At 64.0% G+C, this 24,433-nt stretch carries 28 protein-coding genes; 15 read left to right on the top strand and 13 right to left on the bottom strand.

The genetic code is table 11. The features are described from left to right. Positions 1-75: 75 nt before the first annotated feature. Complete coding sequence (locus tag B3349_RS19975; RefSeq protein WP_291591402.1) at positions 76-576, top strand: DUF2127 domain-containing protein; 501 nt, start codon at positions 76-78, stop codon at positions 574-576. A gap of 20 nt (positions 577-596) precedes the next feature. Here B3349_RS19975 and B3349_RS19970 read toward each other — a convergent pair whose 3' ends face one another. Beyond that, entirely contained in the window at positions 597-1,628 is a 1,032-nt protein-coding gene (locus B3349_RS19970) for a microcin C ABC transporter permease YejB (protein WP_291591401.1), read from the bottom strand. Between the two features lie 84 nt (positions 1,629-1,712). On the opposite strand from B3349_RS19970, the gene B3349_RS19965 reads away from it, so the two are divergent. Continuing rightward, a complete protein-coding gene (locus tag B3349_RS19965; protein WP_291591399.1) occupies positions 1,713-2,597 on the top strand; it encodes an amino acid ABC transporter substrate-binding protein in 885 nt (294 codons plus the stop codon). A 7-nt stretch (positions 2,598-2,604) separates the two neighbouring features. After that, entirely contained in the window at positions 2,605-4,359 is a 1,755-nt protein-coding gene (locus B3349_RS19960) for a diguanylate cyclase domain-containing protein (RefSeq protein WP_291591397.1), read from the top strand. Between the two features lie 52 nt (positions 4,360-4,411). On the opposite strand, the gene B3349_RS19955 is transcribed toward B3349_RS19960, so the two are convergent. Then, a complete protein-coding gene (locus B3349_RS19955; protein ID WP_291591395.1) occupies positions 4,412-6,244 on the bottom strand; it encodes an extracellular solute-binding protein in 1,833 nt (610 codons plus the stop codon). A gap of 101 nt (positions 6,245-6,345) precedes the next feature. Between B3349_RS19955 and fabI the strand changes: the two genes are divergently transcribed. The 4 genes from fabI (at position 6,346) to B3349_RS19935 (ending at position 9,576) form a co-directional block, all read left to right on the top strand. After that, positions 6,346-7,146 (top strand): enoyl-ACP reductase FabI, encoded by an 801-nt coding sequence (fabI, locus tag B3349_RS19950; RefSeq protein ID WP_066535028.1) that lies wholly within the window; start codon positions 6,346-6,348, stop codon positions 7,144-7,146. 177 nt (positions 7,147-7,323) lie between these two features. Then, complete coding sequence (locus B3349_RS19945) at positions 7,324-7,884, top strand: DUF2753 family protein (protein ID WP_291591392.1); 561 nt, start codon at positions 7,324-7,326, stop codon at positions 7,882-7,884. Between the two features lie 51 nt (positions 7,885-7,935). Further along, positions 7,936-8,571: a superoxide dismutase gene (locus B3349_RS19940; RefSeq protein WP_291591390.1), complete on the top strand. Its 636-nt coding sequence runs from the start codon at positions 7,936-7,938 to the stop codon at positions 8,569-8,571. A 162-nt stretch (positions 8,572-8,733) separates the two neighbouring features. Further along, positions 8,734-9,576 carry a ZIP family metal transporter gene (locus tag B3349_RS19935; protein ID WP_414646951.1) on the top strand — a complete coding sequence of 281 codons (843 nt, stop codon included), beginning with the start codon at positions 8,734-8,736 and terminating at the stop codon, positions 9,574-9,576. 89 nt (positions 9,577-9,665) lie between these two features. On the opposite strand, the gene B3349_RS19930 is transcribed toward B3349_RS19935, so the two are convergent. The 4 genes from B3349_RS19930 to B3349_RS19915 form a co-directional block, all read right to left on the bottom strand. Beyond that, a complete protein-coding gene (locus B3349_RS19930) occupies positions 9,666-10,391 on the bottom strand; it encodes a 2OG-Fe(II) oxygenase (protein ID WP_291591387.1) in 726 nt (241 codons plus the stop codon). Then, on the bottom strand, positions 10,388-11,461 hold the full coding sequence (ada, locus tag B3349_RS19925) for a bifunctional DNA-binding transcriptional regulator/O6-methylguanine-DNA methyltransferase Ada (RefSeq protein ID WP_291591386.1): 1,074 nt from the start codon (positions 11,459-11,461) through the stop codon (positions 10,388-10,390). The genes B3349_RS19930 and ada overlap by 4 nt, the downstream gene beginning before the upstream one ends. Before the next feature lie 491 nt (positions 11,462-11,952). Continuing rightward, the gene (locus B3349_RS19920) at positions 11,953-12,906 is read right to left on the bottom strand and encodes an alpha/beta fold hydrolase (RefSeq protein ID WP_291591384.1); all 954 of its coding nucleotides are present in this window, start codon (positions 12,904-12,906) and stop codon (positions 11,953-11,955) included. Positions 12,907-12,966: 60 nt separating this feature from the next. Then, complete coding sequence (locus tag B3349_RS19915) at positions 12,967-13,395, bottom strand: organic hydroperoxide resistance protein (protein WP_291591383.1); 429 nt, start codon at positions 13,393-13,395, stop codon at positions 12,967-12,969. A 119-nt stretch (positions 13,396-13,514) separates the two neighbouring features. Between B3349_RS19915 and B3349_RS19910 the strand changes: the two genes are divergently transcribed. After that, a complete protein-coding gene (locus tag B3349_RS19910) occupies positions 13,515-14,354 on the top strand; it encodes an AraC family transcriptional regulator (protein ID WP_291591382.1) in 840 nt (279 codons plus the stop codon). 299 nt (positions 14,355-14,653) lie between these two features. Here the strand turns inward: B3349_RS19910 and B3349_RS19905 are convergent, their stop codons facing one another. Then, entirely contained in the window at positions 14,654-15,223 is a 570-nt protein-coding gene (locus B3349_RS19905; protein ID WP_291591380.1) for a TetR/AcrR family transcriptional regulator, read from the bottom strand. An 85-nt stretch (positions 15,224-15,308) separates the two neighbouring features. Between B3349_RS19905 and B3349_RS19900 the strand changes: the two genes are divergently transcribed. Beyond that, a complete protein-coding gene (locus B3349_RS19900) occupies positions 15,309-15,776 on the top strand; it encodes a nuclear transport factor 2 family protein (RefSeq protein ID WP_291591379.1) in 468 nt (155 codons plus the stop codon). Between the two features lie 129 nt (positions 15,777-15,905). Here the strand turns inward: B3349_RS19900 and B3349_RS19895 are convergent, their stop codons facing one another. The 3 genes from B3349_RS19895 to B3349_RS19885 form a co-directional block, all read right to left on the bottom strand. Then, positions 15,906-16,910, bottom strand: a complete 1,005-nt coding sequence (locus B3349_RS19895; RefSeq protein ID WP_291591378.1) for an aldo/keto reductase — start codon at positions 16,908-16,910, stop codon at positions 15,906-15,908. Between the two features lie 143 nt (positions 16,911-17,053). After that, entirely contained in the window at positions 17,054-17,437 is a 384-nt protein-coding gene (locus B3349_RS19890) for a VOC family protein (protein ID WP_291591377.1), read from the bottom strand. 332 nt (positions 17,438-17,769) lie between these two features. Further along, on the bottom strand, positions 17,770-18,960 hold the full coding sequence (locus tag B3349_RS19885) for an NnrS family protein (RefSeq protein WP_291591376.1): 1,191 nt from the start codon (positions 18,958-18,960) through the stop codon (positions 17,770-17,772). A gap of 224 nt (positions 18,961-19,184) precedes the next feature. Here B3349_RS19885 and B3349_RS19880 point away from each other — a divergent pair, with 224 nt between their 5' ends. The 4 genes from B3349_RS19880 to B3349_RS19865 all read left to right on the top strand — a co-directional run bounded on the left by B3349_RS19880 (position 19,185) and on the right by B3349_RS19865 (position 21,141). Continuing rightward, on the top strand, positions 19,185-19,463 hold the full coding sequence (locus tag B3349_RS19880) for a hypothetical protein (protein ID WP_291591375.1): 279 nt from the start codon (positions 19,185-19,187) through the stop codon (positions 19,461-19,463). 347 nt (positions 19,464-19,810) lie between these two features. Next, positions 19,811-20,449 carry a DsbA family protein gene (locus B3349_RS19875; protein ID WP_291591373.1) on the top strand — a complete coding sequence of 213 codons (639 nt, stop codon included), beginning with the start codon at positions 19,811-19,813 and terminating at the stop codon, positions 20,447-20,449. A gap of 27 nt (positions 20,450-20,476) precedes the next feature. After that, positions 20,477-20,869 (top strand): nuclear transport factor 2 family protein, encoded by a 393-nt coding sequence (locus tag B3349_RS19870; protein WP_291591372.1) that lies wholly within the window; start codon positions 20,477-20,479, stop codon positions 20,867-20,869. Positions 20,870-20,880: 11 nt separating this feature from the next. After that, on the top strand, positions 20,881-21,141 hold the full coding sequence (locus B3349_RS19865; RefSeq protein ID WP_291591371.1) for a hypothetical protein: 261 nt from the start codon (positions 20,881-20,883) through the stop codon (positions 21,139-21,141). 139 nt (positions 21,142-21,280) lie between these two features. Here B3349_RS19865 and B3349_RS19860 read toward each other — a convergent pair whose 3' ends face one another. Both B3349_RS19860 and B3349_RS19855 read right to left on the bottom strand, forming a co-directional pair. Further along, the gene (locus B3349_RS19860; RefSeq protein WP_291591370.1) at positions 21,281-21,763 is read right to left on the bottom strand and encodes a hypothetical protein; all 483 of its coding nucleotides are present in this window, start codon (positions 21,761-21,763) and stop codon (positions 21,281-21,283) included. Positions 21,764-21,999: 236 nt separating this feature from the next. Beyond that, positions 22,000-22,236, bottom strand: a complete 237-nt coding sequence (locus tag B3349_RS19855; protein WP_291591369.1) for a DUF805 domain-containing protein — start codon at positions 22,234-22,236, stop codon at positions 22,000-22,002. 211 nt (positions 22,237-22,447) lie between these two features. Here B3349_RS19855 and B3349_RS19850 point away from each other — a divergent pair, with 211 nt between their 5' ends. Together B3349_RS19850 and B3349_RS19845 are read left to right on the top strand one after the other, a co-directional pair. Continuing rightward, positions 22,448-22,945 carry a nuclear transport factor 2 family protein gene (locus B3349_RS19850; RefSeq protein WP_291591368.1) on the top strand — a complete coding sequence of 166 codons (498 nt, stop codon included), beginning with the start codon at positions 22,448-22,450 and terminating at the stop codon, positions 22,943-22,945. Next, positions 22,923-23,612: a glutathione S-transferase family protein gene (locus B3349_RS19845; RefSeq protein WP_291591367.1), complete on the top strand. Its 690-nt coding sequence runs from the start codon at positions 22,923-22,925 to the stop codon at positions 23,610-23,612. Before B3349_RS19850 ends, B3349_RS19845 begins: the two co-directional genes overlap by 23 nt. Before the next feature lie 159 nt (positions 23,613-23,771). On the opposite strand, the gene B3349_RS19840 is transcribed toward B3349_RS19845, so the two are convergent. Further along, positions 23,772-24,410, bottom strand: coding sequence for a TetR/AcrR family transcriptional regulator (locus tag B3349_RS19840; RefSeq protein ID WP_291591364.1), 639 nt, complete (start codon positions 24,408-24,410; stop codon positions 23,772-23,774). Positions 24,411-24,433 lie beyond the last annotated feature (23 nt).

The raw sequence follows: 24,433 nt of genomic DNA, 5'->3' as shown, positions 1-24,433 counted from the left end.
CCATTGCCAGGCACGCAACTGCGCGCCCATACTGCGGCGACTGCATACCGCCAGCCTCGCCCGACACCCGCATCCATGCCTTCGTCCACCCCAGCTTCGCCCCCCAGCATACGCAACGCCGTGCGCGGTGTGGCGATCTTCGAGGCCCTGAAAGGGGTGACAGCCTTTGTCGGCCTGCTGGGACTGCTGGAGCTGTTGCACCACGATCTGCACCATCTGGCGCTGGAATGGATGGGGCATATCGGCCTCAGCCCTCTGCAGCACTACCCTGCCCTTCTGATGCAGGCGGTAGACCGCATCAATGCCACGCCCGTGCACACGCTGGTGTGGCTGGGTGGGCTGTACATCACCGTGCGCTGGGTTGAAGCCTGGGGCCTGTGGCAGGACAGGGCCTGGGGCGAATGGCTGGGCGTGCTGTCCTGCGGCATCTATGTGCCACTGGAGGTGCAGCACCTGCTGCACGCCCCCCACTGGCAGGGCGCCGCCGTATTGCTGATCAATCTGGCGCTGGTGGCCGTGCTCGCCCTGCGCTTGCGCGAACGCCGCCGGTTGCCTGCACGTATGGAAAGGCCTTGAAGTGTGCACAGAGTGCGCCTTCAATCGAACTTTACGCGGGGGTCCACCCACACGTAGCACAGATCGCTGATCAGTTTGGTCACCAGGCCGATCAGGGTGAAAAAGAACAGCGAGCCCAGCACCACCGGGTAGTCGCGACGGATCACGCTCTCATAGCTGAGCAGGCCCAGCCCGTCCAGCGAAAACAGGGTCTCGATCAGCAGAGAACCCGTGAAGAAGGCCCCCACGAATGCCGCCGGAAAGCCGGTGATGATGGGAATCAACGCGTTGCGAAACACATGCTTCCACAGCACCTGGCGCTCCGACAGGCCCTTGGCCCGGGCCGTCAGCACGTACTGCTTGCGGATCTCTTCCAGAAACGCGTTCTTGGTCAACATGGCCGTGACCGCAAAGCTGCCTGCCACCATGGCCGTCACCGGCAGCGCGATATGCCACAGGTAGTCCGCCACTTTGCCCAGGGTGCTCAGCTCCTCCCAGTTGGCCGATGTCAGCCCGCGCAACGGGAACCACTGCAGTTGCCCCCCGAAAATCACCAGCAGGGCCACGCCCAGCACAAAGCCCGGGATGGCATAGCCGACCAAAATCAGCAGCGTGGTCAGCAGATCAAAGCGGCTGCCCGCGCGCACCGCCTTGGCCACGCCCAGCGGCACGGCCACCAGGTAGCTGATGAAAAATGTCCACAACCCCAGGCTGATGGAGACCGGCAGCTTCTCGGCAATCAGCGTCCAGACGTCCTTGTTCTGAAAAAAGCTGCGCCCCAGGTCAAACCGGGCGAACTGGCCCAGCATCTGGAAAAAGCGCTCGTGTGCCGGCTTGTCAAAGCCGTACAAGGCCTTGATCTGCTCCAGCCGCTGCGGGTCCACGCCCTGCGCCCCGCGGTAGGCCATGCCCCCGCCTTCGGCACCGCCCCCGCCGATACCGGCCTTGGCCTCTGCCAGGTACTGCTCCACCGGGCCGCCGGGGACAAACTGGATCACCACAAAAGTCAGCAGCAGCACACCCAGCAGGGTGGGCACCATCAACAGAAAGCGTTTGAGGATATAGGCCAGCATAGAACATGCATTATGTCGCGCGGAATCGGCTAAGCTTTGCAGCTTTTGCTTACATCTCGCCCGTTTATCCGCTGCATGGACAACATGGTCTGGCTCCTCCGCTTTCGATCCGCTCTGCGCATTCTGGCACTCGCCTGCGGGCTGGGCAGCCCGGCATGCCAGGCCGCCACACCCGTTTTCGTGGTGCAGAACGAGCCCCACCTGGCCCATGCCCGCGCCCTGGTGCGCGCCGCACTGGATGCCGCCGGCATGCAGGCCACCTTCGCCGACGCCCCGCAGGGCAACGAACGCCGCAACCTCCACCAGATCAGCCACGGCCACACACATATCGACATGATGCCCGCCACCCCGGCACGGCTGCGCCTGGTGGAGCAAGGCAAGCTGCGCATGGTGCCCATTCCATTGGACCGCGGGCTGCTGGGCTGGCGCATCAACCTGCTGCTGGCATCACAGCGCGACAAGCTGGCCAAGGTGCGCACGGCTGCCGACCTGGCGCAGTTCTCCATGGGGCAGAACGTGGGCTGGATGGATGTGGAGATCTACCGCGCGGCCGGCATCCCCACCAAGGAAATCAAGCACTGGAGCAACGGGGAATTCGCGGAACAGATGGAGGCCGGCTTTCTGGACCTGTTCCCGCTGGGCCTGGAAGAAACGCTGAACTACTTCCTGCCCCACTTCCAGAAGTACTACCCCCAGCTCACCATCGACCCCTACCTCCTGGTGCGCTACCCCTGGTTCCGCTTTGTCTGGGTGGCCCCGGGAGCGGAGACCGAGGCGCTGTACCAGGCACTGCAGACCGGCTTTGACCGCATCGTGGCCAACGGCCAGTTCATGCGCGTGTGGAACCAGTACCGCCACCCGCCCGACGCGCGCTTCTTCCGCGAACGCACCACCATCGACATTGCCAACCCCTTCTACGACCAGCGCCTGGTGCCACCGCGCTACCGCCACCTGCTGTTCAAGCCCTGAGGCCCGCATGCCCCCTTCCCCCACTACATCGGCGCCCCCGCTGTCACGCCGCCGCACGCTGCACGGGCAGTTCGTGCAGCGGCTGCTGTGGCCGCTGGTGCTGGCCTTTGTGCTGGCAGCAGGCACCACGGCCACCGTCAACTACCACAGCGAAAAAGCGCAGCACACCGCACTGCGCGAACAGACCTTGCGCATTTTTGCGCGCACCTTGATCAAGCCGCTCTGGGACTGCGATGGCGCCACCGCACGCGGGATTGTGGACACCCTGGCCCAGCAGCCCCTGGTACAGGCCGTGCGCCTGCACGACAGCTGCGGAGACAATGTAATCGCCTCCGAATCCGCCCCCGACACCGCTCTCCCAGCCCAGGACCCCACACACACCAACCAGTTGGCCATGCCACTGCACCACCGCGACGAACAAGGGCGCGACCACCAGGTGGGCCACCTGAGCGTGCAGTTCACCCCTTTCTCCATGGCCCAGGCCGCCATGCAGAACCTGGGCCAGCAACTGGCCGTATTTGCGGCCATGCTGGTGGTGGTACTGCTGGGGGCCGCCCTGGTGTTCCGCCACCTCATCGGCCGCCCGCTGGCACGCTTTCGCCAGGCCATCCGCGACCAGCGCACCGTGCACAGCCACGCCGGCCCGGAGGATGCCAGAGAGCGGCTGCGCAACGACGAACTGTCTGACGTGGTCCAGGCCTACGACACCCTGCTGGAAGAACTGGACTCCCGTTTCTCCCGCCAGTCCACCCTGGCCCACTGCGCCCGCAGCCTGCTGGCCACCGCCGCCGGCCAGCAAAGTCCGCTGCCCGAGGTACTGGCCCAGGTGCTGCGCACCACCGGCGCGGACCGGATCTACCTGGCAGAAAATCTGCAGACCACCGCCGCCACTTGGCAGGCCCAGGCCCGCGTGGTGGCCGGCGCGCCCTGGCCGGACGCAGCGCAGGCCCTGGTTCCAGCGCGCTGGCGCAGCTGCTTCGAGGAACGCTCCGGGGTGCTGGGCACCGTACAGGACCTGCCCGAGCCCGAACGCCAGCAGCTGATCGCCGCCGGAGTGCGCAGCGTGGCCGCACTGCCGGTGTGGGGCCAGGGCCAGTGGTTCGGCTATCTGTGCGTGCAGGACCTGCAGCAGCAGCGCCGCTGGTCGGACAGCGAGCGGGTGTTTCTGCACACCGTGGCCGACATGATCGGCGCCTTCCTGGAAAGCCGGCAGCACACCCGCACCCTGGACCGTGCCATCGTGCAGTTGCGCGACAGCGAGCGGGCGCTGCAGCACCGTGCCCGCCACGATCCGCTGACCGGGCTGGGCAACCGCGTGGTGCTGGAGGAAGCCCTGGGCCATGCGCTAGCGCACGCGCAGTCCGGGGATGACCTGCACGGCTATGTGCTGCTGCTGGACCTGGATGGTTTCAAACCCGTCAATGACACCCACGGCCACGCGGCCGGCGATGTGCTGCTGCAGACCGTCGCACAGCGTCTGCAGGCCTGCCTGCGCAGCACGGACACCGTGACCCGGCTGGGCGGCGATGAATTCGTCATCGTGGCGCAGGGCAAGGGCCCGCAATTCCAGCTGGACCAACTGCTGGACAAGGTGACGGCCGCCGTGGAAGCCCCGGTGGACTACCTGGACCTGGCGCTGCAGGTGGGCGCCAGCATCGGTGCCGCCCGCTTTCCGGAAGCAGGCCGCAGCAGCGCCGAACTGCTGGTTCGTGCCGACCAGGCGATGTACGCTGCCAAACAAGCCAAGCGCATGGCGCGCTGAACTCCTGGCACACCTTCCGTCCCCGTGGCGGGGAACGGTCCAGGCAAATGGCTCAGGGCGCAGGCTTGCCCGCGGGCGACCGGGCCCACCAGGTATCCATCACCCAGCCTTCGCCGCTGGAGTACGGCGGCACCACGCTGGGCACCGCCAGGCGCCAGGCGTTGTAGGCCATGCGGTGGGTACCGGCCGACCACTGCGGAATCAGGTAGTGACCGTGCGCAATGGCGCGTTCCAGCGCATGGCAGGCGGGCAGCAGTTGCTCCTGCGTCTTGGCACTGGTCATGGCCTTGATGAAGGCATCCACCGCCGGACTCTTCACCCCGGGGAAATTGCCCGAATCCTCCTGGTCGGCCGCCGCGCTGCCGAACAGGTCCGCAAATTCCTGGCCCGGGTTGTTCGTGCCCTGGTAGGCAATGGTGGTGATGTCAAAGTCGAACTTCTGCAGACGCTGCTGGTAGAGGGCGAAGTCCACCGCGCGGAAGTTCAGGCGGATGCCCAGTTTCTCCAGGTTGCGCTGCCAGGGCGCCACGGTGCGGATGCCGCCATCGCCACTGTCCAGGTACTCCAGCTCCATGGCCTGGCCCTTGGCATTGCGCAGCACGCCGTCCTGCACCGTCCAGCCTGCATCCGCCAGCAGTTGCTTAGCACGGCGCAGATTGTCGCGCAGGCTGCTGGGCGGCAAGGTGCTGGGCGGCACCGTCATCGGCCCGAAGGCGGCCGCAGGCAGCTGCTTGCGCCAGGGTTCCATCAGCGCCAGCTCGGCCGGCGTGGGGCTGCCGTGGGTTTCACACAAGGTGTTGCCAAAAATGCCGTTGACCCGCTGGTAGGCGCCATAGAACATCTGGCGGCTCATCCAGTCGAAGTCCACCGCCAGCCCCAGGGCCTCGCGCACCCGCGCATCCTGCAGCAGCGGGCGGCGGGTGTTGAGGACCGAACTCTGAAAACCCGTGGGCAGCTTGTGCGCGAACTCGCCCTTGACCAGCTCGCCGCTGGTGAACTTGCGCCCGTTCACCCGCCGCGCCCAGTCGCCGGCGCTGAAAAAGCGCATCAGATCGAACTCACCGGCCTTCAGCGCTTCAAGCTTGGCCGTGTTGTCCTTGTAAATCTTGACGCTGATGCGGTCGAAATTGGCCGCGCCCTTGCGAACCGGCAGGTCACGCGCCCAGTACTGCGGATCACGCACATAGGTGATGTCCTTGCCAAAGCGCACCGGCCCGATCCGGTAGGCGCCACTGCCAATGGGGGTGTCCATCACCACCTGATCGAAGGGCTTGGGCTTGCCGTTCTCGCCCAGGCCCCAGTCGCGGCTGAAGATGGGCAGGCCGCCCACCGTCAGCGGCAGCTCGCGGTTGGGCACCTTGAAGACAAAGCGCACGGTGCGCGCATCCAGCACCTCGCAGCCCGCCACCTCGGCCAGCAGCGTCTTGTAGCCGGGCGACACATAGGGACCGATCAGCGTGTCATAGCTGTGTTTCACATCCTGGGCCGTGACCGGCTTGCCATGGTGAAAGCGCGCCTGGGGCCGCAGGCGGAAGGTGGCCGACAGCCCGTCCGTCGCCACACTCACATCCTCGGCCAGCAGGCCGTAGCCGGTCGACGTCTCGTCCATGCTGCCCAGCAGCAGGGTGTCGAACATCAGCGACGACAGATAGGCCGGTGCCGAGCCCTTGATGGTGAACGGGTTGTACTTGTCGAAGGTGGAAGTGCGCAGATTGCTGACCAGCCGCAGCTCCCCGCCCTTGGGGGCCTGCGGGTTCACATAGGCGAAGTGGTCAAAGCCGGACGGGTACTTGGGCTCCCCCCATAACGCATAGGCGTGGGCGGACCAAGACGGCAGGGCCGCAGTGGCTCCTGCAAGCAACAGGCAAAACTTCCAAAGGCGCATGCGACAATTCTGCACCACAGCGGCCCCGGCCCGGCAATGCCTCCTGTAGATGCATGGCCTGCACCAGCCGCTTCCACCCTTTACCCCTCAGGAGAAGAACAATGGGTTTTCTGACCGGCAAGAAGCTGCTCATCACGGGCGTGCTGTCCAACCGCTCCATTGCCTACGGCATTGCCAAGGCCTGCCACGAACAAGGCGCCGAGCTGGCGTTCAGCTACGTTGGTGAGCGTTTCAAGGACCGTATCACCGAATTCGCCGCCGAATTCAATTCCACGCTGGTGTTCGACTGCGACGTGGCCGACGACGCCCAGATTGACAAGATGTTCGCCGACCTGGGCGCCGTCTGGGGCAAGTTCGACGGCTTTGTGCACTCCATCGGCTTTGCTCCCCGTGAAGCCATTGCAGGCAACTTCCTGGACGGTCTGTCGCGCGAATCCTTCCAGATCGCCCACGACATCAGCGCCTACAGCTTCCCCGCCATGGCCAAGGCCGCACTGCCTTACCTGAACGACAAGTCCTCGCTGCTGACCCTGTCCTACCTGGGCGCGCTGCGCTCCATTCCCAACTACAACACCATGGGCCTGGCCAAGGCCTCGCTGGAAGCTTCCGTGCGCTACCTGGCCGAAGCCGTGGGCCGCACCGCCGACGGCCGTGCCATCCGCGCCAACGGCATTTCCGCCGGCCCCATCAAGACCCTGGCTGCCTCCGGCATCAAGGACTTCGGCAAGCTGCTGGGCCGCGTGGCCGATGCATCCCCCCTGCGCCGCAACGTGACCATCGAAGACGTGGGCAATGTCGCCGCCTTCCTGCTGTCCAACCTGGCTTCGGGCGTGACCGCCGAGATCACCTACGTGGACGGCGGCTTCAGCCAGACCGCAGGCCTGTCGGCCGACCAGGTGTAAGCAGCGTTTTGCCCCCACCGCCAAGCCCCGCAGGTTCACCGCCTGCGGGGCTTTTTCATCCCCGGCACGGGGCCATTAGCCCTTTCAATTCATATGGATATTAGCGTGAACTGCTGGTGATATGCATCAATTTGAATGAGAATAATTCTCAATCAAATTGTTTTTGGAGTATCTCCCATGGCCCAGGAGCACCACGGCGATGCGGATCCCAACGCCCCCCCCGCCCCTCCTACGCCCTTGCAGGCCTGGGAACAGCGCATGCAGCGCGCGCAAGCGCTGTGGCAAAACGGCGAACAGGAATTTGCCCTGGCCCAACTGGTGCAGGCCATTCCGCTGGCCCACCAGCTGCTGCGCAGCCCCTATCTGACCGTACAGCCCGACGACTACCTGGCCGCCTGGGTCGTGACCCACCTGTGGATTGCCGAGCTGCTGGCCGAACGCCAGCAGCTGCCTGCCGCGCTGGACTACCTGTGCGATGCCCACACCGCCTTGCTGGGCCTGGGGGACAGCACCGAAGTGAGCCTGCTGCAGCAGGCCGCCTGGCGCCACCAGCGCGAAACGGTGCAAGCGCTGCTGCGGTGGCAGCGCCAGCACGGGCCCAGCGCCCGCGTGACGCAGTTGCTGCAGTCCACGCTCTGCGCCCCTCCGGCAGCGCCGCCGCCCACGGCTCCCACCGCGGCGGCGCTGCAACCCGAACCGCTGCAACGCTGCCCGTTGCCCGCCGACCGGCTGCACTGACCAGCCCCCACGCACCTGCCTTTTTGCCACCCCTTGACTGGAAAAAACGGAATGACCCAACACACGCTGCCCCCCCTGCCCTATGCCTATGACGCCCTGGCTCCGCACATCGATGCGCACACCATGGAAATCCACCACAGCAAGCACCACCAGACCTATGTGAACAACCTCAACGCCGCCGTGCAAGGCACGCCGTTTGCCGAGGTGCCGGTGGAACAGCTGATCGCCGACCTGGACCGTCTGCCCGAAGCCATTCGCCCTGCCGTGCGCAACAACGGCGGCGGCCACGCCAACCACAGCCTGTTCTGGACCGTGATGGCGCCAGCTGGCCAGGGCGGCGGTGGGACCCCCTGCGGTGCGTTGGCCCAGGCCATTGAGCGCGATCTGGGTGGCATGGAAGCCTTCCAGAAAGCCTTCACCCAGGCCGCGCTGACACGCTTTGGCAGCGGCTGGGCCTGGCTGGTGGTCAACGCCCAGGGCAAGTTGGCCGTGGAAAGCAGCGCCAACCAGGACAGCCCGCTGATGGCCGGCATCGGCTCGGGCAGCACGCCCATCCTGGGGCTGGACGTGTGGGAGCACGCCTACTACCTGCAGTACCAGAACCGCCGCCCGGAATACATCGCCGCCTTCTTCCAGGTCATCCGCTGGGACGAAGTGGCCCACCGCTACCAGCTGGCGCTGGGCTGATCCCCGCCAGCGCACCGCTCTATGGCTTTGCCCCCGCACCAGGACCCCTCCATGAAAAAAGCCAGTGCCAGCCTGTCCTCGGCCCCTTCACCTGCCTCCCGCCTGCATGCCGCCACCGGTGTGCGCCACAGCGCCCGGCTGTGGCTGGGGCTGACCATCACCATGGCCGGTGTCTGGGCCCTGTGCAGCCAGTTCTGGCTGTACGCCCAGCACCACCCGGTGGTGTGGCAGGCCCTGCTGGGCGGCAGCATGGCGGCGCTGGCCACGGCCCTGGGCACCCTGCCCGTCATGCTGTCTCAGCGCATGTCCGAACGCACCCAGGACACGCTGTTCGGCTTTGGCGCCGGCGTCATGCTGGCAGCCTGTGCCTTCTCGCTGATCCTGCCCGGGCTGGAAGCCGCCAAGGCCCAGTCGCTGTGGGGCGGTGGCGGCTGGGGCGCCGGTGGGGTGATGGGCACCTCCATCCTGCTGGGCGCTGCGGCACTGATGGCCATGGACAAGCTGCTGCCACACGAGCATTTCATCAAAGGCCGTGAGGGACTGGACGGCAACGCCGCCCGCAAGCTGCAGCGCACCTGGCTGTTTGTGATTGCCATTGCCCTGCACAACCTGCCCGAAGGCCTGGCCATTGGCGTGGGCTATGCCGGCAATGACGGCCTGCGTGCCAACGCCCTGGCCACCGGCATTGCCATCCAGGATGTGCCCGAAGGCCTGGTGGTGGCCGTGGCCCTGCTGGCCGCCGGCTACCGGCGCCGCTTTGCGGTACTACTGGGCATGGCCAGCGGCCTGGTGGAGCCGGTGGGCGCCGTCATCGGTGCCGCCGTGGTCAGCAGCTCGGCCGTGCTGCTGCCCTGGGGCCTGGGCTTTGCCGCAGGCGCCATGCTGTTTGTCATCAGCCACGAAATCATCCCAGAGTCCCACCGCAAAGGGCACGAGGCCTTTGCCACCGGCGGGCTGATGCTGGGCTTTGTGCTGATGATGGTGCTGGACACCGCCCTGGGCTGAACCAGCCCCGCACCACCAGGACACGCCGCCCCGGCGTGTCCGCTTTCCGAGAACCCTTTGCTGCAGCTCCCTGTGGGTGTCCCGTGGGGCTAGGTTGCATCGTGAAAGATGATGCCCAGCGTATGGCGCCGGCCGGAGCGGATACGGGACACCCCGTGCCGCATGGTGACCCGGTAACTGCCCCGGCTGCCCTGGACAGGCCGCTGCTGCACCGCAAACACGGCGGCATCGCCCTGGCGCAGCGCCAGCACCTCGGCGCGCGACTGCATGCGCGGCCGCTGCTCGGTCAACACCAACTCCCCTCCCGTGAAGTCCTGCCCCGGCTGCGCCAGCAGCACCACCATCTGCAAGGGAAAGACATGCTCGCCATACAGGTCCTGGTGCAGGCAGTTGTAGTCACCGGCCTCGTACTGCACCAGCAACGGGGTCGGGCGCCGCTGCCCTGCGGCATGGCACCGCGCCACAAAGGCAGCATGCTCCGCCGGAAAACGCGGCGACAGGCCCATCTGTTCGTACCAGCGGTTGGCCACCGGTGCCAGGTAGGGATAGACGCTGGTGCGCAGCCCCTGCACCAGATCCGGCAAGGGGTAGCCGAAATACTGGTACTCGCCATTGCCAAAGCCATGGCGCTGCATGACGATGCGGCTGCGGAACACCGCAGGCTGGGCGTACAGGGCTGCCAGGGCACGGCAATCCTGTGGCGTCAGCAGTTGCGGAATCACGGCGCAGCCGCTGTGGTTCAGGCCGTCGCTGACCTCCTGCCAGTCCACCGCCGCCAAGCGCTGTGCCAGACCGCCATGGTCCAGCCCGCTCATGCCTGGGCCTCCCGCTCCAGCAAGGCACGCTTGCGTTCCACCCCCCAGCGGTAGCCGGACAAATTGCCGTCGGTTCGCACCACGCGGTGGCAGGGAATCGCCACTGCCAGTGCATTGGCGGCACAGGCCCCCGCAACGGCACGCACCGCCTTGGGCGCACCGATGCGCCGGGCAATGTCCGTATAGCTGACGGTCTGGCCTGCCGGCACATCACGCAAGGCTTGCCAGACGCGCTGCTGAAACGCGGTCCCGCGCACATCCAGCGGCAGGTCCAGACCCCGCTGCGGCATTTCCACCCACCCGACCACGCGGGCCACCAACTGCTCGAACCCGGCATCTCCGCCAATCAGCTCGGCCTTCGGAAACCGATCCTGCAGGTCCCTCACCAGCGCATCGGGATCGTCTCCCAGAAGAATGGCACAGATGCCCCGTGCGCTGGCAGCGACCAGGATCGCCCCCAGCGCGCATTGGCCGACCGCAAAACGGATGGTGACCTGCGCTCCTCCCCCACGGTAGGTGGAAGGCGTCATGCCCAGCAACTGGTCCGATTGCTCATAGAAACGGCCATGGGAGTTGTAGCCCGCCCCATAGATCGCCTCCGTGACCGAGCCGCCCCGCACCAGTTCCTCCCGGACCTTGTGGGCGCGGTGGGCCGCCGCGTAGGCCTTGGGCGTGACCCCGGTCACGGACTTGAACACCCGGTGCACGTGGAAAGTGCTCATCTGCGCTGCCTCTGCCAGCGCTTCCAGGCTGGGCGGGGTTTCGGCGGAGGCAATGAAGCGACACAGCCTGGCCACCAGTTCGGCATGCTGTCCCAGCCGTGCGGGCTGGTCCGGCTTGCAGCGTTTGCAGGGACGAAAGCCCGCCTGCACCGCCGCCGCCGGCGTCGGAAAAAACCGCACATTCTCCGGGCGCGGCGTACGGGCACCGCAGGAAGGGCGGCAGTAAACCCCGGTCGTCCTGACCGCATAGAAGAACTGCCCGTCTGCCTGGGCATCGTGTGCCACCACTGCGGTCCAGCGGGGATCGGACAACACCGCCTGCGCGTGCGCTTCAGTCTGCTTCGACATGGTGGAGCCTCTCATCAAGGATTGCATGCCCCCAATGTAGGTGCCGCGCCATTTTTTGGCACTCCGTGTCTTGCTCTGGAATTCGGAAGGAAAGAAGCCATTGCGCACACCCTGGCCGGCGCGGACAACGCAGACAGCCTGCCCTCCCCGATGGGGCTCCTCCCCCTTGCATGCGGCTCTGTACAGGTCAAGGCGCTCCACTTCCCGCTTCCGGAGCGATGGCCGCGGGGCGCCCCCCTCAAGCCAGGGCACAAAGCATGCCCACCGGCAGCCATACGGGAACGCAACCCCCGGTCACAAGCACATCGCGGTCATCAGGAGTGACACGGTAGTCGCCTGCTCACCGACAGGTGATGGGGAAGAGATAGTCCGCGGCTGGTCGGCCACGGGCGATTTACACCACCATGGTCGATTCACATACCATTTTTTGATGTGACAACATCAATGCAAGCAAGGCCAAGGCATACAAATTCAAGCCTTGGCCCCAAGTCTTATCGAGCCAGGAAGTTCAAAAGATCCTGGTTCAGACGGTCCTTGTGCGTATCGGTCAAACCATGCGGTGCACCCGGGTAGACGATCAGCTGTGCGCCCTTGATCTGCGCAGCTGCTGCCTTGCCAGCGGCGTCAATCGGCACCACCTGGTCGTCATCGCCATGGATCACCAGGGTAGGCACATCGAACTTCTTGAGGTCCGCACGGAAGTCCGTGGCCGAGAACGCCGCGATCGAGTCGTAGGTGTTCTTATGGCCACCCTGCATGCCCTGCGCCCAGAAGGACTGGATCAGGCCCAGATTGGGTGTGGCGCCTGGGCGGTTAAAGCCAAAGAAGGGGCCGGAGGCAATGTCCAGATACAGCTGCGAGCGGTTCTCCAGCGCGGCCTTGCGGATGCCATCAAACACTTCGATGGGCAGACCGCCAGGGTTATCGGCCGTCTTGAGCATCAGCGGTGGCACGGAACTGACCAGCACAGCCTTCTTGACACGGGCCGTACCGTGGCGACCGATGTAGCGTGCCACTTCGCCGCCGCCTGTAGAGAAGCCCACCAAGGTCACCTCCTTCAGATCCAGTGCATTGATCACGGCAGCCAGGTCGTCGGCATAGTGGTCCATGTCATTGCCATCCCATGGTTGACTGGAGCGGCCATGGCCACGGCGGTCGTGCGCCACCACACGGTAACCTTTGGATGCCAGGAAGATCATCTGTGACTCCCAACTGTCCGAACTCAAGGGCCAGCCGTGGCTGAAGGTGACGACCGGGCCGTTCTTGGGACCCCAGTCCTTGTAATAGAGCTGCACGCCATCGACCGTGGTGATGGTGTTCGCCGTGCGGGCAAAGGCTTCGACCGGCGCAGGCGCGGCGTGGGAGGTAGTGGGCGCAGCCTGGGCCACGAGTTGGGCGGCTGCGGCAAGCAGGGCAATCGCAGAGGTACGGACAATCGCGTTCATGGTGATCTCCTGAAGGTGTGAGGTCAGGGTGAGGACGTAATGGATAGACAGGGAGGCTGCTTAGTCGGCGATCACCAGGGTGACGTCAATGTTTCCGCGGGTGGCATTGGAGTAGGGGCAGACGACGTGCGCCTGCTCCACCAGGTCTTCGATCACGGCACGTTCCATCCCGGGGGCGCGGATGGTCAGCTGTACCTGGATGGCAAAACCCGTGGGGATGGGGCCGATACCGACTTCGCCGGTGATGCGGGTGTCAGTGGGCAAGGCCTTCTTGTTGCGCAGGGACACAAACTGCAGTGCGCCCAAGAAGCAGGCCGAGTAGCCAGCGGCAAACAGCTGCTCGGGGTTGGTGCCGCTGCCGCCGGCACCGCCCAGTTCACGGGGCGTGGACAGTTGCACGGCCAGGGCGCCGTCCGAGGAAACGGCTTGGCCGGTGCGACCACCGGTGGCGGTGGCAGAGGCGGTGTAGAGCACTTTGGCGAGGGACATGGTTTTCAACTCCTGCGTGTGGTGCAGTTCAGTACTGCGTTGCGACAGGAAGAAGTTTCTCGCGTCCAGAGATACGATTTATGATGATTAGTCTTTGATTTTTGACTTTTGGTATTTTTATGGTGGATCGCCTGGCAGCTTTACTCAATCACTTCTCGGTCACGGCCGAGATGTTTCATGCGGGTACCTTGTGCGGCAGCCACTGGCTGGCTGCGAAGGAAAACATGGGGCAGATGCACCTGATACGCCGTGGCCCGCTCACCGTCTACCACGGAAGTGACCAGCTGGAAATCGACACCCCCAGCCTGCTGCTTTACCCACGGCCCATGCCGCACCGTTTTGAAAGCGATGCGTATTCGGGTGCCGACATGGTCTGTGCGAACCTGGTGTTTGCCGGTGGTGTGAACAACTCCATTGCCGATGCATTGCCCAACGTGGTCTGCCTGCCGCTGGGAGACATGCCCGATGCCGCCATGGTGCTGCAACTGCTGTTCGACGAGGCCTTTGACCAGCGCTGTGGGCGCACCACAGTCCTGAACCGTCTGTTTGAGGTGGTGCTGATCCAGGTGCTGCGTCAGTTGATGGAACGCAGTCAGGTGCAGGGAGGCATGCTGGCGGGGTTGGCCCATCCGCGCTTGCGGTTGGCCTTGGTGGCCATGCATGAGGCTCCCGCCAATGCCTGGAGCTTGGAGGAACTGGGCGCGCTGTGCGGCATGTCGCGCAGTGTGTTTGCCAACAGCTTTCGCGACACGGTGGGCTGCACGCCCGGGGTGTATTTGCAGAACTGGCGCATGGTCATTGCCCAGCGCCTGCTGCGCCAGGGTCAGTCGCTGCTGCAGATCGCCGATGCCGTGGGTTACGGCAGCGAGACGGCGTTTTCCCGCGCCTTCCGCGCCCAGATCGGCATGCCACCACGCCAGTGGCGCGAAGCACAAAAGCAGGCGCAGGTGATAACTTAGGCACGTTGCCGCGTCTGCCACCGTGAAATGGTGATCCATGCAGTGATCACGGCGCCCTGAGCATGCACGGCCGTGCGCAACGGAGTCCGTTGAGCCAGGCAACCTGCAGCCATAGTGGGCAGACCGTTAGCCAGGTAGCTATGCAGGTCGAACGTTCCTAGGAGTCCGGCGCCTTCATGCGCCTGTGCCAGCAGCAGCCCAGACGTCCGTCTCGGCCAGAAGCGGTCACTCCGTGCACCGTGGGAGCTTAGGCCTGCAAGACCCATGACAAGCTGACGCTGCAGCGGCCACACGCGGTCTTACCTGGTGACGGTTCTTTCGACGATGACTTGGAGATTTCCAAGCACTTCCTCAAGCGGCTGGCCCATCTGTACATGCACGATAGCGCCATCCACAGCCAGTGAAAGCGGCAGGCCTGCCGAGGTTGCGCTGCGGTCGAACAGCTCATCCAAAACGCCTGCCATCTCTTGTTTGTGCTGACGCACAACTTCCAGAATCCCGGGATCGGTAGATCCCAGCTCTGCAGCAGCATTCAGGAAAGCGCAGCCTCGAAAGTGGGTCTGACCAAACCAGCCCCTGAGAGTACGGAGCAGTGCCTCGGTCGCGCCAGCGCCGTCACGGGACTCCTGCATCAAAGAACTCCTGAACCAGGACATCCACCCTTGGTGTCGGTAATCGAGGTAAGCCCGAATCAACTCGTCTTTGCTCGCGTACTGCCTATAGAACGTGACCTTGCTGACCGACGAGCGCTCAATGATCCGGTCAACACCCGTCGCTCTGATTCCTTCGCTGTAAAAAAGGTCATGGGCTGCTACCAAGATCCGCTCGCGTGGCGGCAGTGCGGCAAAAGATTGTTTGTCTGGGTTCATGCACACATTGTAGACAAGTCGTTCTACATCGAATAGCATTGACCATGTAGACAGATCGTTCTACATACTCACACAGAGGTCAATCATGGAATCACGCCCACCCCTGCCCCCGTTCACCCACGAAACTGCCGTACAGAAAGTTCGCTTGGCGGAAGACGGCTGGAACACACGCGACGCCGCCAAGGTTGCCTTGGCCTATACGCTGGATACGAAGTGGCGCAACCGTGCCGAGTTCGCCACCAGCCGAACCGAAGCCCAGGCTCTCCTTGAGAGAAAGTGGAAGAAGGAACTTGACTACCGGCTCATCAAGGAGCTCTGGCTACATGAGGGGAATCGCATAGCAGTCCGCTACGCCTATGAGTGGCATGACGACGCGGGCAACTGGTTCAGGTCGTACGGGAACGAAAACTGGGAATTTGAGGCCGATGGTCTGATGCGCCGTCGCTACGCTTGCATCAACGACATGCCCATCCAGGAATCGGAGCGTAAATTCCACTGGCCACTTGGACGTCGTCCCGACGACCACCCAGGACTCACCGAACTGGGGCTGTAACGAGCAGCGACGACCCAAAGATGACTTGTCCGCTTTGGGTCGCAAGCTTCTGCTCGTTCGAGGTTACAGCGGACATCCAGTGACCTCTCTGGCTACACTTGATGGCCTCTGTCCGCAGCAACTCCTGCCTCAGCCGCGCTGGCTTTCAATGCCCGCAAACCCGGCTTCGGGATAGCGGGCGCCGGCGACCTGGGCGGGATCGAACAGCTGGTCAAGCTGTGCCAGCTCGGGCGCCGACAGCACCAGATCGGCAGCTGCCACATTGCTCTCCAGATAACTCAGGCGCCGCGTTCCGGGGATGGGGATGACATGGCCGTGCTTCTGCAGCAGCCATGCCAGTGCAACCTGGGAAGGGCTGGCGCCCTTGCGCTGCGCCCAGTCCGACAGCTCCTGCACCAGGCATTGGTTCTGGACGGCCGCCTCGCCCACGAAGCGCGGGTTGTGACGGCGGAAATCGCCTGGCTCCAGCTGGGTGGCGTCCATGGCACCGGTGAGGAACGCACGCCCCAGCGGGCTGTAGGCCACAAAGGCCACCCCCAGCTCGGCGCACGCTTGCAGCATGCCCTGCTCTGGCTCTCGGCTCCACAGAGAGTATTCGCTCTGCACCGCTGCCACCGGGTGCACGGCGTGGGCACGTCTGAGCGTGTCAACGGACACTTCGGACAGCCCGATGGAGACGATCTTCCCTTCCCGCACCAGCTCGCTCAGCGTGGACACCAGTTCCTCGACAGGCACTGCCGGGTCGCGCCGATGGCAGTAATACAGATCGATGGAATCCACGCCCAGACGGCGCAGCGAGTCTTCACAGGCCGAACGGATGTACGCAGGGGAATTGTCGATGCGCCGCTCATACTGCCCCTGCGCACGCACGATGCCAAACTTGGTGGCGACGACCATCTTCTGCCGACGACTGGGCCCGCCTTCGGCAATAAAGCGGCCCAGCAGCGCCTCATTGTGCCCAAGTCCGTAGGTGTCTGCCGTATCGAAAAGCGACACACCCAGCTCCACCGCCCGCGCCAACGTCCGCAGCGATGCGCTGTCGTCGCTTTCACCATAGAACTCGCTCATGCCCATGCACCCCAGCCCGATGGCAGACGTGACAGGCCCCGAGGCCCCCAACTTGCGTTGCTGCATCAAAAACTCCTTGGTCGAAGGTAGGCATCATGACAGCGTCCATGCCCGGGCCTGCAGGGGTCGGGGGCTCCGCGCCACAGCGCTCCCCAAGCCGCCCGGCGCCATCGCACACCGCGCGCACGGTGCACATGTGCGCCCGCACGCTACAGCGTCTGGCCAACGTCGATGCGGTTTCCATCCGGGTCTGCAAAGACAAAACACCGCAGTCCAAAGTCCGCATCGCGCATGGCCTTGATGATCCTGACCTTGTGCGCCTGCAGGTGGTGGTACAGGGCTGCGGCATCGTGCACCAGCAGGTGGGCCACATTCTGGACCGTCGCCTGGTGGCCTCTGTGCTGCGAAAGGTGCAGCTCGGCATCGTCCTTGCGCAGGATGGCGAAGCCCACCGGGCTCCCATTTTCGAAGACCTTGGTGAACCCGAGGATGCCGGTGTAGAAGTGCATCGCCTGGTCGATATCGGAAACCGAAACCGTCGGGGCCAATCGGCCAAAGCGAACCGCGTGGGACGGGAAGACAGTAGATGGCATGTCGCGCGCTCCAACTGGGTGGCGCAGGACCAAGGCGAGGCGGTGCCCGTGGTTTCGGCCTGCGTCAGAGGGCGGAGCGGTGTCCGCAGAGTCAGCGGGTGATTCTAGTGCACGCAGCCAGCAATGGCAGGCCAGTGCGGCCTTGTGCGTCCCTGCGCCATCAGGGGATGGTGCGCAGACACAAGGCGTCGGTGCACGTGGAAAGCCGGCCTGCAACCGCTGTGAATTACTGGCCGGTGGCAGCCTGATGCCCCTCCAGGCCACGGCGGCAGGATGCAACGCATGCATCCGGGACGCCGGAGTCTCTGTCAGATCCGGATCCCTTCCCTCTTTTACCCGGGGCGTCCGTCAATGCGCGGCCGCACGAGCAGCGGCGCGTAGCGCAATGCGTACAGACCGAAACCTGCAGACCACAACGCCGCCGAAACCAGAATGGCATGCAGCGTCTGCCCTGGGACCAGCAGCGGCAGTGCCACGCGCAGCACCGCAGCCAGAAGGACCAGCGCGTACGCCGCCGTGTCACAACGGTCCGCGTGCAGCGGTTGCCCGGTATGGCCCTTGGCGGTACGGGTCATCATGCCGATCACCAGCCCCCCTACAGCCCCCACCGTCAGCGCGTGGACGGACAGCGACGCAGCCACCCACCCGAACTCGCTGCACATGCGCAACAGCAAATGGATAGGCACCCACACATACGCCAGGTGCAACACCCAGACCAGCGGCGTACGCAAGGTCTTCCACGGCTCCCACAGCAGCCACCGGCACAGGTGCGCGATACCGGCCACTACCGCAACCACCGCCACGGGCCAGCCCTGCAGGCCCATCGCGTCGGCAAGCAGCAGCGCCAGCACGGCGCCGAGGGCCAGCTTTTCAACCCAAGGCTTTTTGGCCGCCGATGCGCCTGGCACCCCGTTGTTGGTGAACATCGGTATGACGCGCCCGCCCATGACGACGATGATGAACAACACGATATCCAGAGTAAGCTGCAGTCCCACCCACGGCGGCATGGCCAGGACGCCCAGAGCCGTGAGATGTATAAGCGCCGCCACGGCAGCCAGCAGCACCAGCAGCGCCACAAAGAAGTAGTTGCGCCGGTTGCGCGCCTTGATGAATGGCACCGCAAGCCCGGCGGCGGCAGCCAAAGGAAATGCAATATTGGCCACCGCGGCGGCCTGCGCATACGGCGTCAGTACCAGAATGCGCGCAAGCACCCACAGGGCGGCCAGGGCGCACAACGCCCAGCCGGTGGGCGTTGGCATATTGGTCCAGTTGCGGCCGGCAGTCAGCAGAAAGCCAACGATCACCGCCAAGGTGAAGCCGAACAGCATTTCGTGGGCGTGCCACACCACACCGCTCAGATAAGGCTGCGGCAGCAGACCGGCGAACTGCAGCGCCCACAATGGGACTGACAAGGCGGCAAAAATGCTGGCCAGCAGATAGAAGGGCCGAAAACCAAGGGCAAACAGGGCAAAGCCCTTGGGGGCCGGATGGGACGGTTCTTGAATGTTTTGCAGCAACACCATGGGGCGGCTCCATTGGGGGTTTCGCGCAGGGGGTGTAGGCCGGGCCGCACCAGCCTTCGCGCAAAGGCCGACGGATCTTGCAGGGCATCCATTGCACAAGCGATGCGCCCCGGGTCAAACTGGGCAGACGACCATCCAACGCAAGACAAGAGTGCGCCATGCCTGACAACCAGCCAAACTCTAGATTCCGTTCCCCTGAAGGTCAAACCGCATCGGACGACAAGATGACCGACATCAACCCGCCCCTGCGTGACGCAGAGCTGGTACAGCTGCGGGTGCGCGTCATCGCGCTGGAGAACATCGTCATCGCGCTGCTGGCCCAGTCATCCGAGCGCCAGCTGGAACTGGCCCGCGAGATGGCCGGCCACATTTCTCCCAGACCGGGTTTCACCACGCATCCGGTGACCGTGCACGCCGCCGCCGAGATAAACAGCTTGGTCAAGCGGGCCAGCGCGTTCCGGTCCGGCGACTACCTGCCCAGGGATGATGTGCAGACGGAGTGATCCGCGCCCTGCTCCAGCGCAATAAACAAAGCCTTGTCACCGTTGCTTTTCCCCCGAGGCCGGCTTGTGGCGCATCTCCACCCCAGGCAAACAGCACCTGCCTCTTAAATGCACGGCCGCCATACGCCCTGCCCTCGTCGAGACGCTAAGCGGACGTTCACCAACGCCCGCAGCCTGCCCGCAGGTCACGCAGCCACTGGGTGTGTCCCAGGCCCCAGCATCTGGGCAGCAATGTCATGACGGCCCATGATTGTTTGCTTTTGACATACAAACCAATTCATTTACTTCTATTTATCTTTCAATCCACAGTTTCTACCATTGGGGCATTGCATTCACAGGACCCCTCCATGGAAAAGACCTTGCACTACCTGTTCGACCCGCTGTGTGGCTGGTGCTACGGTGCCAGCGCTGCACTGGCAGCGGTTGCCGACAGCACAGCAGTGCACCTGAACCTTCTGCCCAGCGGCCTGTTTGCAGGGGAAGGTGCCCGAAAGATGGACGATGACTTTGCGGCCTATGCCTGGAGCAACGACCAGCGCATCGAACGCCTGACCGGCCAGCGCTTTACCGAGCGCTACCGCGCGGAGGTGCTGGGTAACCGCCAGCAGCGCTTCGACAGCGCCCCCGCCACCCTGGCGCTATCCGCCGTGGCGCTGACCGCCCCAGGAAAAGAGCTGGACGCACTCAAAGCCTTGCAGCAGGCCCGCTACCTGGACGGCAGGGACATCACGCAGACCGACACACTGGTGTCGATACTGGAGACCCTGGGGCTGGCGCGAGAGGCACTGCGGCTGCAGACCCCGGATACGGAGCTGCTGGACACCAACCGGGCACGGATGAACCAAGCCCAGCGCCTATTGCACGCATCCGGTGCCCGCGGTGTACCCACCTTCATTCTGGAGACCGAAAGTCAACGTGCGCTGTTGCATACAGGCTCCGCGTTTGCCGACCCGCAAGCCTTCGTCCAGCAACTGGAGGCGGCGTAGTTTTTTCCGTTCAATCAGAGGACCACCATGACCACCAACCTGGACATCATCCGCGCGACCTACGAAGGCACATCGGAAGAAAACGGCAGGCACCTGCTGGCCGTGCTGGCCCCCGATGCCACATGGACCGAGGCCGCAGGCTTTCCGTATGCCGGCACCTATGTGGGCGCCGAGCAGATTGTGGCGGGCGTGTTCCAGCGCCTGGGCACCGAATGGGAAGGCTATACCGCCAAGGTCCACACCTACTTGGCGGACGGAAACCGGGTGGCAGCCTTTGGCGCCTACGCCGGTACCTACCGCAAGACGGGCAAGGCCATGACGGCGACCTTCGCCCACCTGTACCACCTGCAGAACGGGAAAATCATCCGCATGGAACAGTATGTGGACAGCCACCTGGTGCAACAGGCCATGCTGCCCTGATAAGGCCGTGCATGCGCAACACCACCACCGAGCTGCGCGACCTGTTGGCGCTCCTGCGTGCCGGCCAATGGAATGCGGCGCACGACCGTGTGCAACAGTACGAAGGCCTGCATGCCGCCTGGCTCCATGGCCTGCTGCATTGGCAGGAAGGGGATCTGGAAGATGCCGAAAACTGGTACGAGCGTGCCGGCCGGCGGTTCCGGCAACGCGGTACGCTGGATGAAGAACTGGCACTGTTCGAAGCAGCGCTGAGCGAGCCGCCGGCCGTGTGACGTGCTAGGCCGAAGTGCCTTTCCTGGCCGATGCATCACATGCTCGCCGGATTGCGCCGGTCGATGGACCGCGGCTCAACGCCAAGTGCTGCGACGAACACGGTCCATTCACCTGCATGCAAGTTGAGGCAGGTGCTGCTTACTTGGATGAAAAAAAGGCTTGTGTATCGGTCGCCCGGTGTACGACGAAAGCGTCCGAGAACGACAACACATAGCTGTTTGCATGGGCGCTGTATTGCAAAAACTGTGGCGGAGAGAAAAGCTGGCAAGGCAGGTTCGAACCCAGCTGCTTCAGATGCGAGGGATAGTGGCCATGCTGCTGCCGGTATGCCGCCAGCTCAACCCGTATGCCCTCTCCATCCGCCACGCACTGATTGAATGCGGCTGCGGCGGAACGGCTGCCGATGAGCCAGGCAAAGACCGTTGCCGCCAGACAGCAGCCTGCAACCAAGGCACAAGTGCGAACGCCAGCCCCCCGCAGCAGATAAAACGACGCAGCAGCAAGCGCGAACACCGGCAACAGCTGCCACACAGGCAGGGCCGAAAAATGGTGCTCACCCAGCCAGTAGCCCAGGGCCATGGCAAAAACGGTCAGCAAGCTGGCGATGGCGGGTTTGGACATGCCTGAAGCGGTGCAGACCGGAGCATACCGCAGGTACTGTCTGGTGCCGGCGGTCTCACGTGGTCTGGAAAAATCTTGGAAAGCCCGCCCACACAAGCACACATAAAAAAGCCCGCTAGCTTGCGAAGGGGGCTTGGCGATATGGACTGTCTGTGGCGATAGGGTGGAACGACCAGGCCCAGCAGACCCTCTACGCATTGGTAGCGCAGAGGCCGCTGGCCTGCAGATGTGGATCGTTAGATGGGAATTTCTTTGAGGTTCGGGCCATATTCATTGGCGCCAGGGGTACTGTCTTGCAGCGTGAAAACAAGCCAGGCGATGGTCCCGATGAGCGGTATCACCCATATGAGCGTCCACCAGCCACTGCGCCCTGTGTCATGGAGCCGGCGCACGCCGACAGCGATAGACGGGATCAGCAATCCAAAAAGTACAAGAGACCCAAACAGCCCTGTTTCAGTCTCCGCGTGATGCACGCCCCGTCACTATATCGACAACGGATGCGCACATGAAAAGAAGAACGTCTTGGTCTCGCTGGCTGTTGGTTTTCTCGGCGACCTGTGACAACCGCTGAACGGTCACCAGCAGTCTTTCATATATTCCACGTTCCCACTGCAGATGGGCCAGTCCCTGCCCTATGCTCGTGGCTTCGCATGTGCGCGCTAATAAATGAGAGAGCGGTGATCCATGTCTGCCAATTCGCCCGATTCCCTCGCCGATATGGGTGCCGCAGTGCAGCGGCTGGTACAGCTGTATGAAACGCTGACCCCGGCCAATATCCAGCAACTGGGGGCCTGCTACGCAGCGGATGCACACTTCAAGGACCCATTCAACGATGTATCGGGGGTGCCCGCCATCACCCGCATCTTCGAGCACATGTTTGTGTCGTTGCAGGATCCGCGTTTCGTGGTGACCCAAAAGCTGGTGCAAGGCCAGCAGGCTTTTCTGGCATGGGAGTTTCATTTTCGGCTGCGACGCTGGCGGCCCGATACCGCGCAATGCATCAACGGCGCCACGTTGCTGACCTTGGATGCCCAAGGCCGGGTTAGCATGCACCGCGATTACTGGGATACGGCTGAAGAGCTGTATGTGAAACTACCTCTGCTCGGAGGCCTGATGCGCTGGCTGCGCGCAGCAGGCTCCGCTTCTGGGAGCACCATCGATGCTGACCGTTCACCACCTTGACACCTCGCGCTCGCAGCGCATTCTCTGGCTGCTGGAAGAGCTGGGGGTGCCTTACGAGTTGCGCCTTTACAAACGGGATCCACAGACCCGCCTGGCCCCGCCCGAACTCAAGCGTGTGCACCCACTGGGCAAATCACCGGTGATCACCGATGGCGATACGGTTGTTGCTGAATCCGGCGCGATCATCGAGTACCTGGTGGAGCGCTATGGCAACCAGGCACCTGTGGAGCTTGCCCACCTGGAGCCGCCACGCGGCACGGCCGAGCACCGACAGTGCCGCTTCTGGATGCACTATGCCGAGGGCTCGCTGATGAACTGGCTGGTGATGAAACTGGTGTTCGACACCATCCCCCGCCAGCCCATGCCCTTTTTCGTGCGCCCGATTGCCCGCGCCCTGTGCGGCAAGGTACAGCACAAACTGATTGCGCCCAATGTCCAGACCGCATTGGCCTTCATGAACGAGCACCTGGCCAGCCACCCCTGGTTTGCGGGCGAGCATGTGACGATGGCCGACTTTCAGATGAGCTTTGCCGTGGAGGCAGCGCTGGCACGCAGCGGCAACGAGGCTGCATGGCCCCATCTGGTCGCCTACCGCCAGCGCATGCATGCGCGCCCGGCTTACCAGCGGGCCTTGGACAAGGGCGGTCCGGTGGTGATGACCTCCTGAACCCCAAGCATGCGTGCCTGGCTGAAACCGGCACCTGCCCCCGACACAGGGGTAGACGCCTGAAAGCCGGTTCGCACAGGTGGCGGGATGGCGGTAACCACAGCAAGGCGGCCTGTCTGGGCCCTTGCAGGCTAGGTGCCGTACTGGCCACCTCGCCAGTCACTTGGTGTCAGCCAGTCCGTCGAATGTGGTGCTTGTCACCCAGTCGATGATCTGCGCATGTGTGTACTGGCCCGACTCCTTGAGCAAGGCCACCACCGGATCGCAGGCCCGCGCGAATAGCGTGTACAGCACCAGTTCCGGGGGCAGCGCAGCCTGCATCTGCCCGCTGGTCTGGGCCTCGGTGATCCAGATGCTGAGGCGATTGCTCAGCGCAATCAGCCGGTCCATGTAGGCGTCATTGGACTGCAGCGAGGCACTGAGGTTGGAATTCTGCGCCGGCAGGGAAGGCATTTCACCCTCCAACTGGGTTTGCATGGCCCAGCGTGTCACCGCCTTGAGCTGGTCCAGCGGGCGCGTGGGCGTACCGGCCTCGGCTGCCAGCCCCGCCTCGTCACGCAGGCCATCCACAAAAGCCAGAGCGCGGTCCAGCACGCCGACCATCGCGGCCCCAGCCAGTTCTTCCTTGGATGTGAAAAGCTTGTACAGGCTGGCCTTGGCCATGCCGGCCTCAGCCGCCACTTCGTCCACCGTCATGGCGTCATAGCCCTTGGTGGCCAGCAGCCGGTTGACGGCCGCCACGATGGCCTGCTCGCGCACGCGCTGTATCTGCTGCTTGATGGAGGAACGACTTGTCATGGGCAAATTTTAAACCTTTAAGG

Source organism: Comamonas sp. UBA7528 (genome assembly GCF_002479375.1).
Classification (GTDB): domain Bacteria; phylum Pseudomonadota; class Gammaproteobacteria; order Burkholderiales; family Burkholderiaceae_C; genus Comamonas.
The sequence above is the reverse complement of the archived record's forward strand: the minus strand, read 5'-3'. Positions and strand labels throughout refer to the sequence as shown.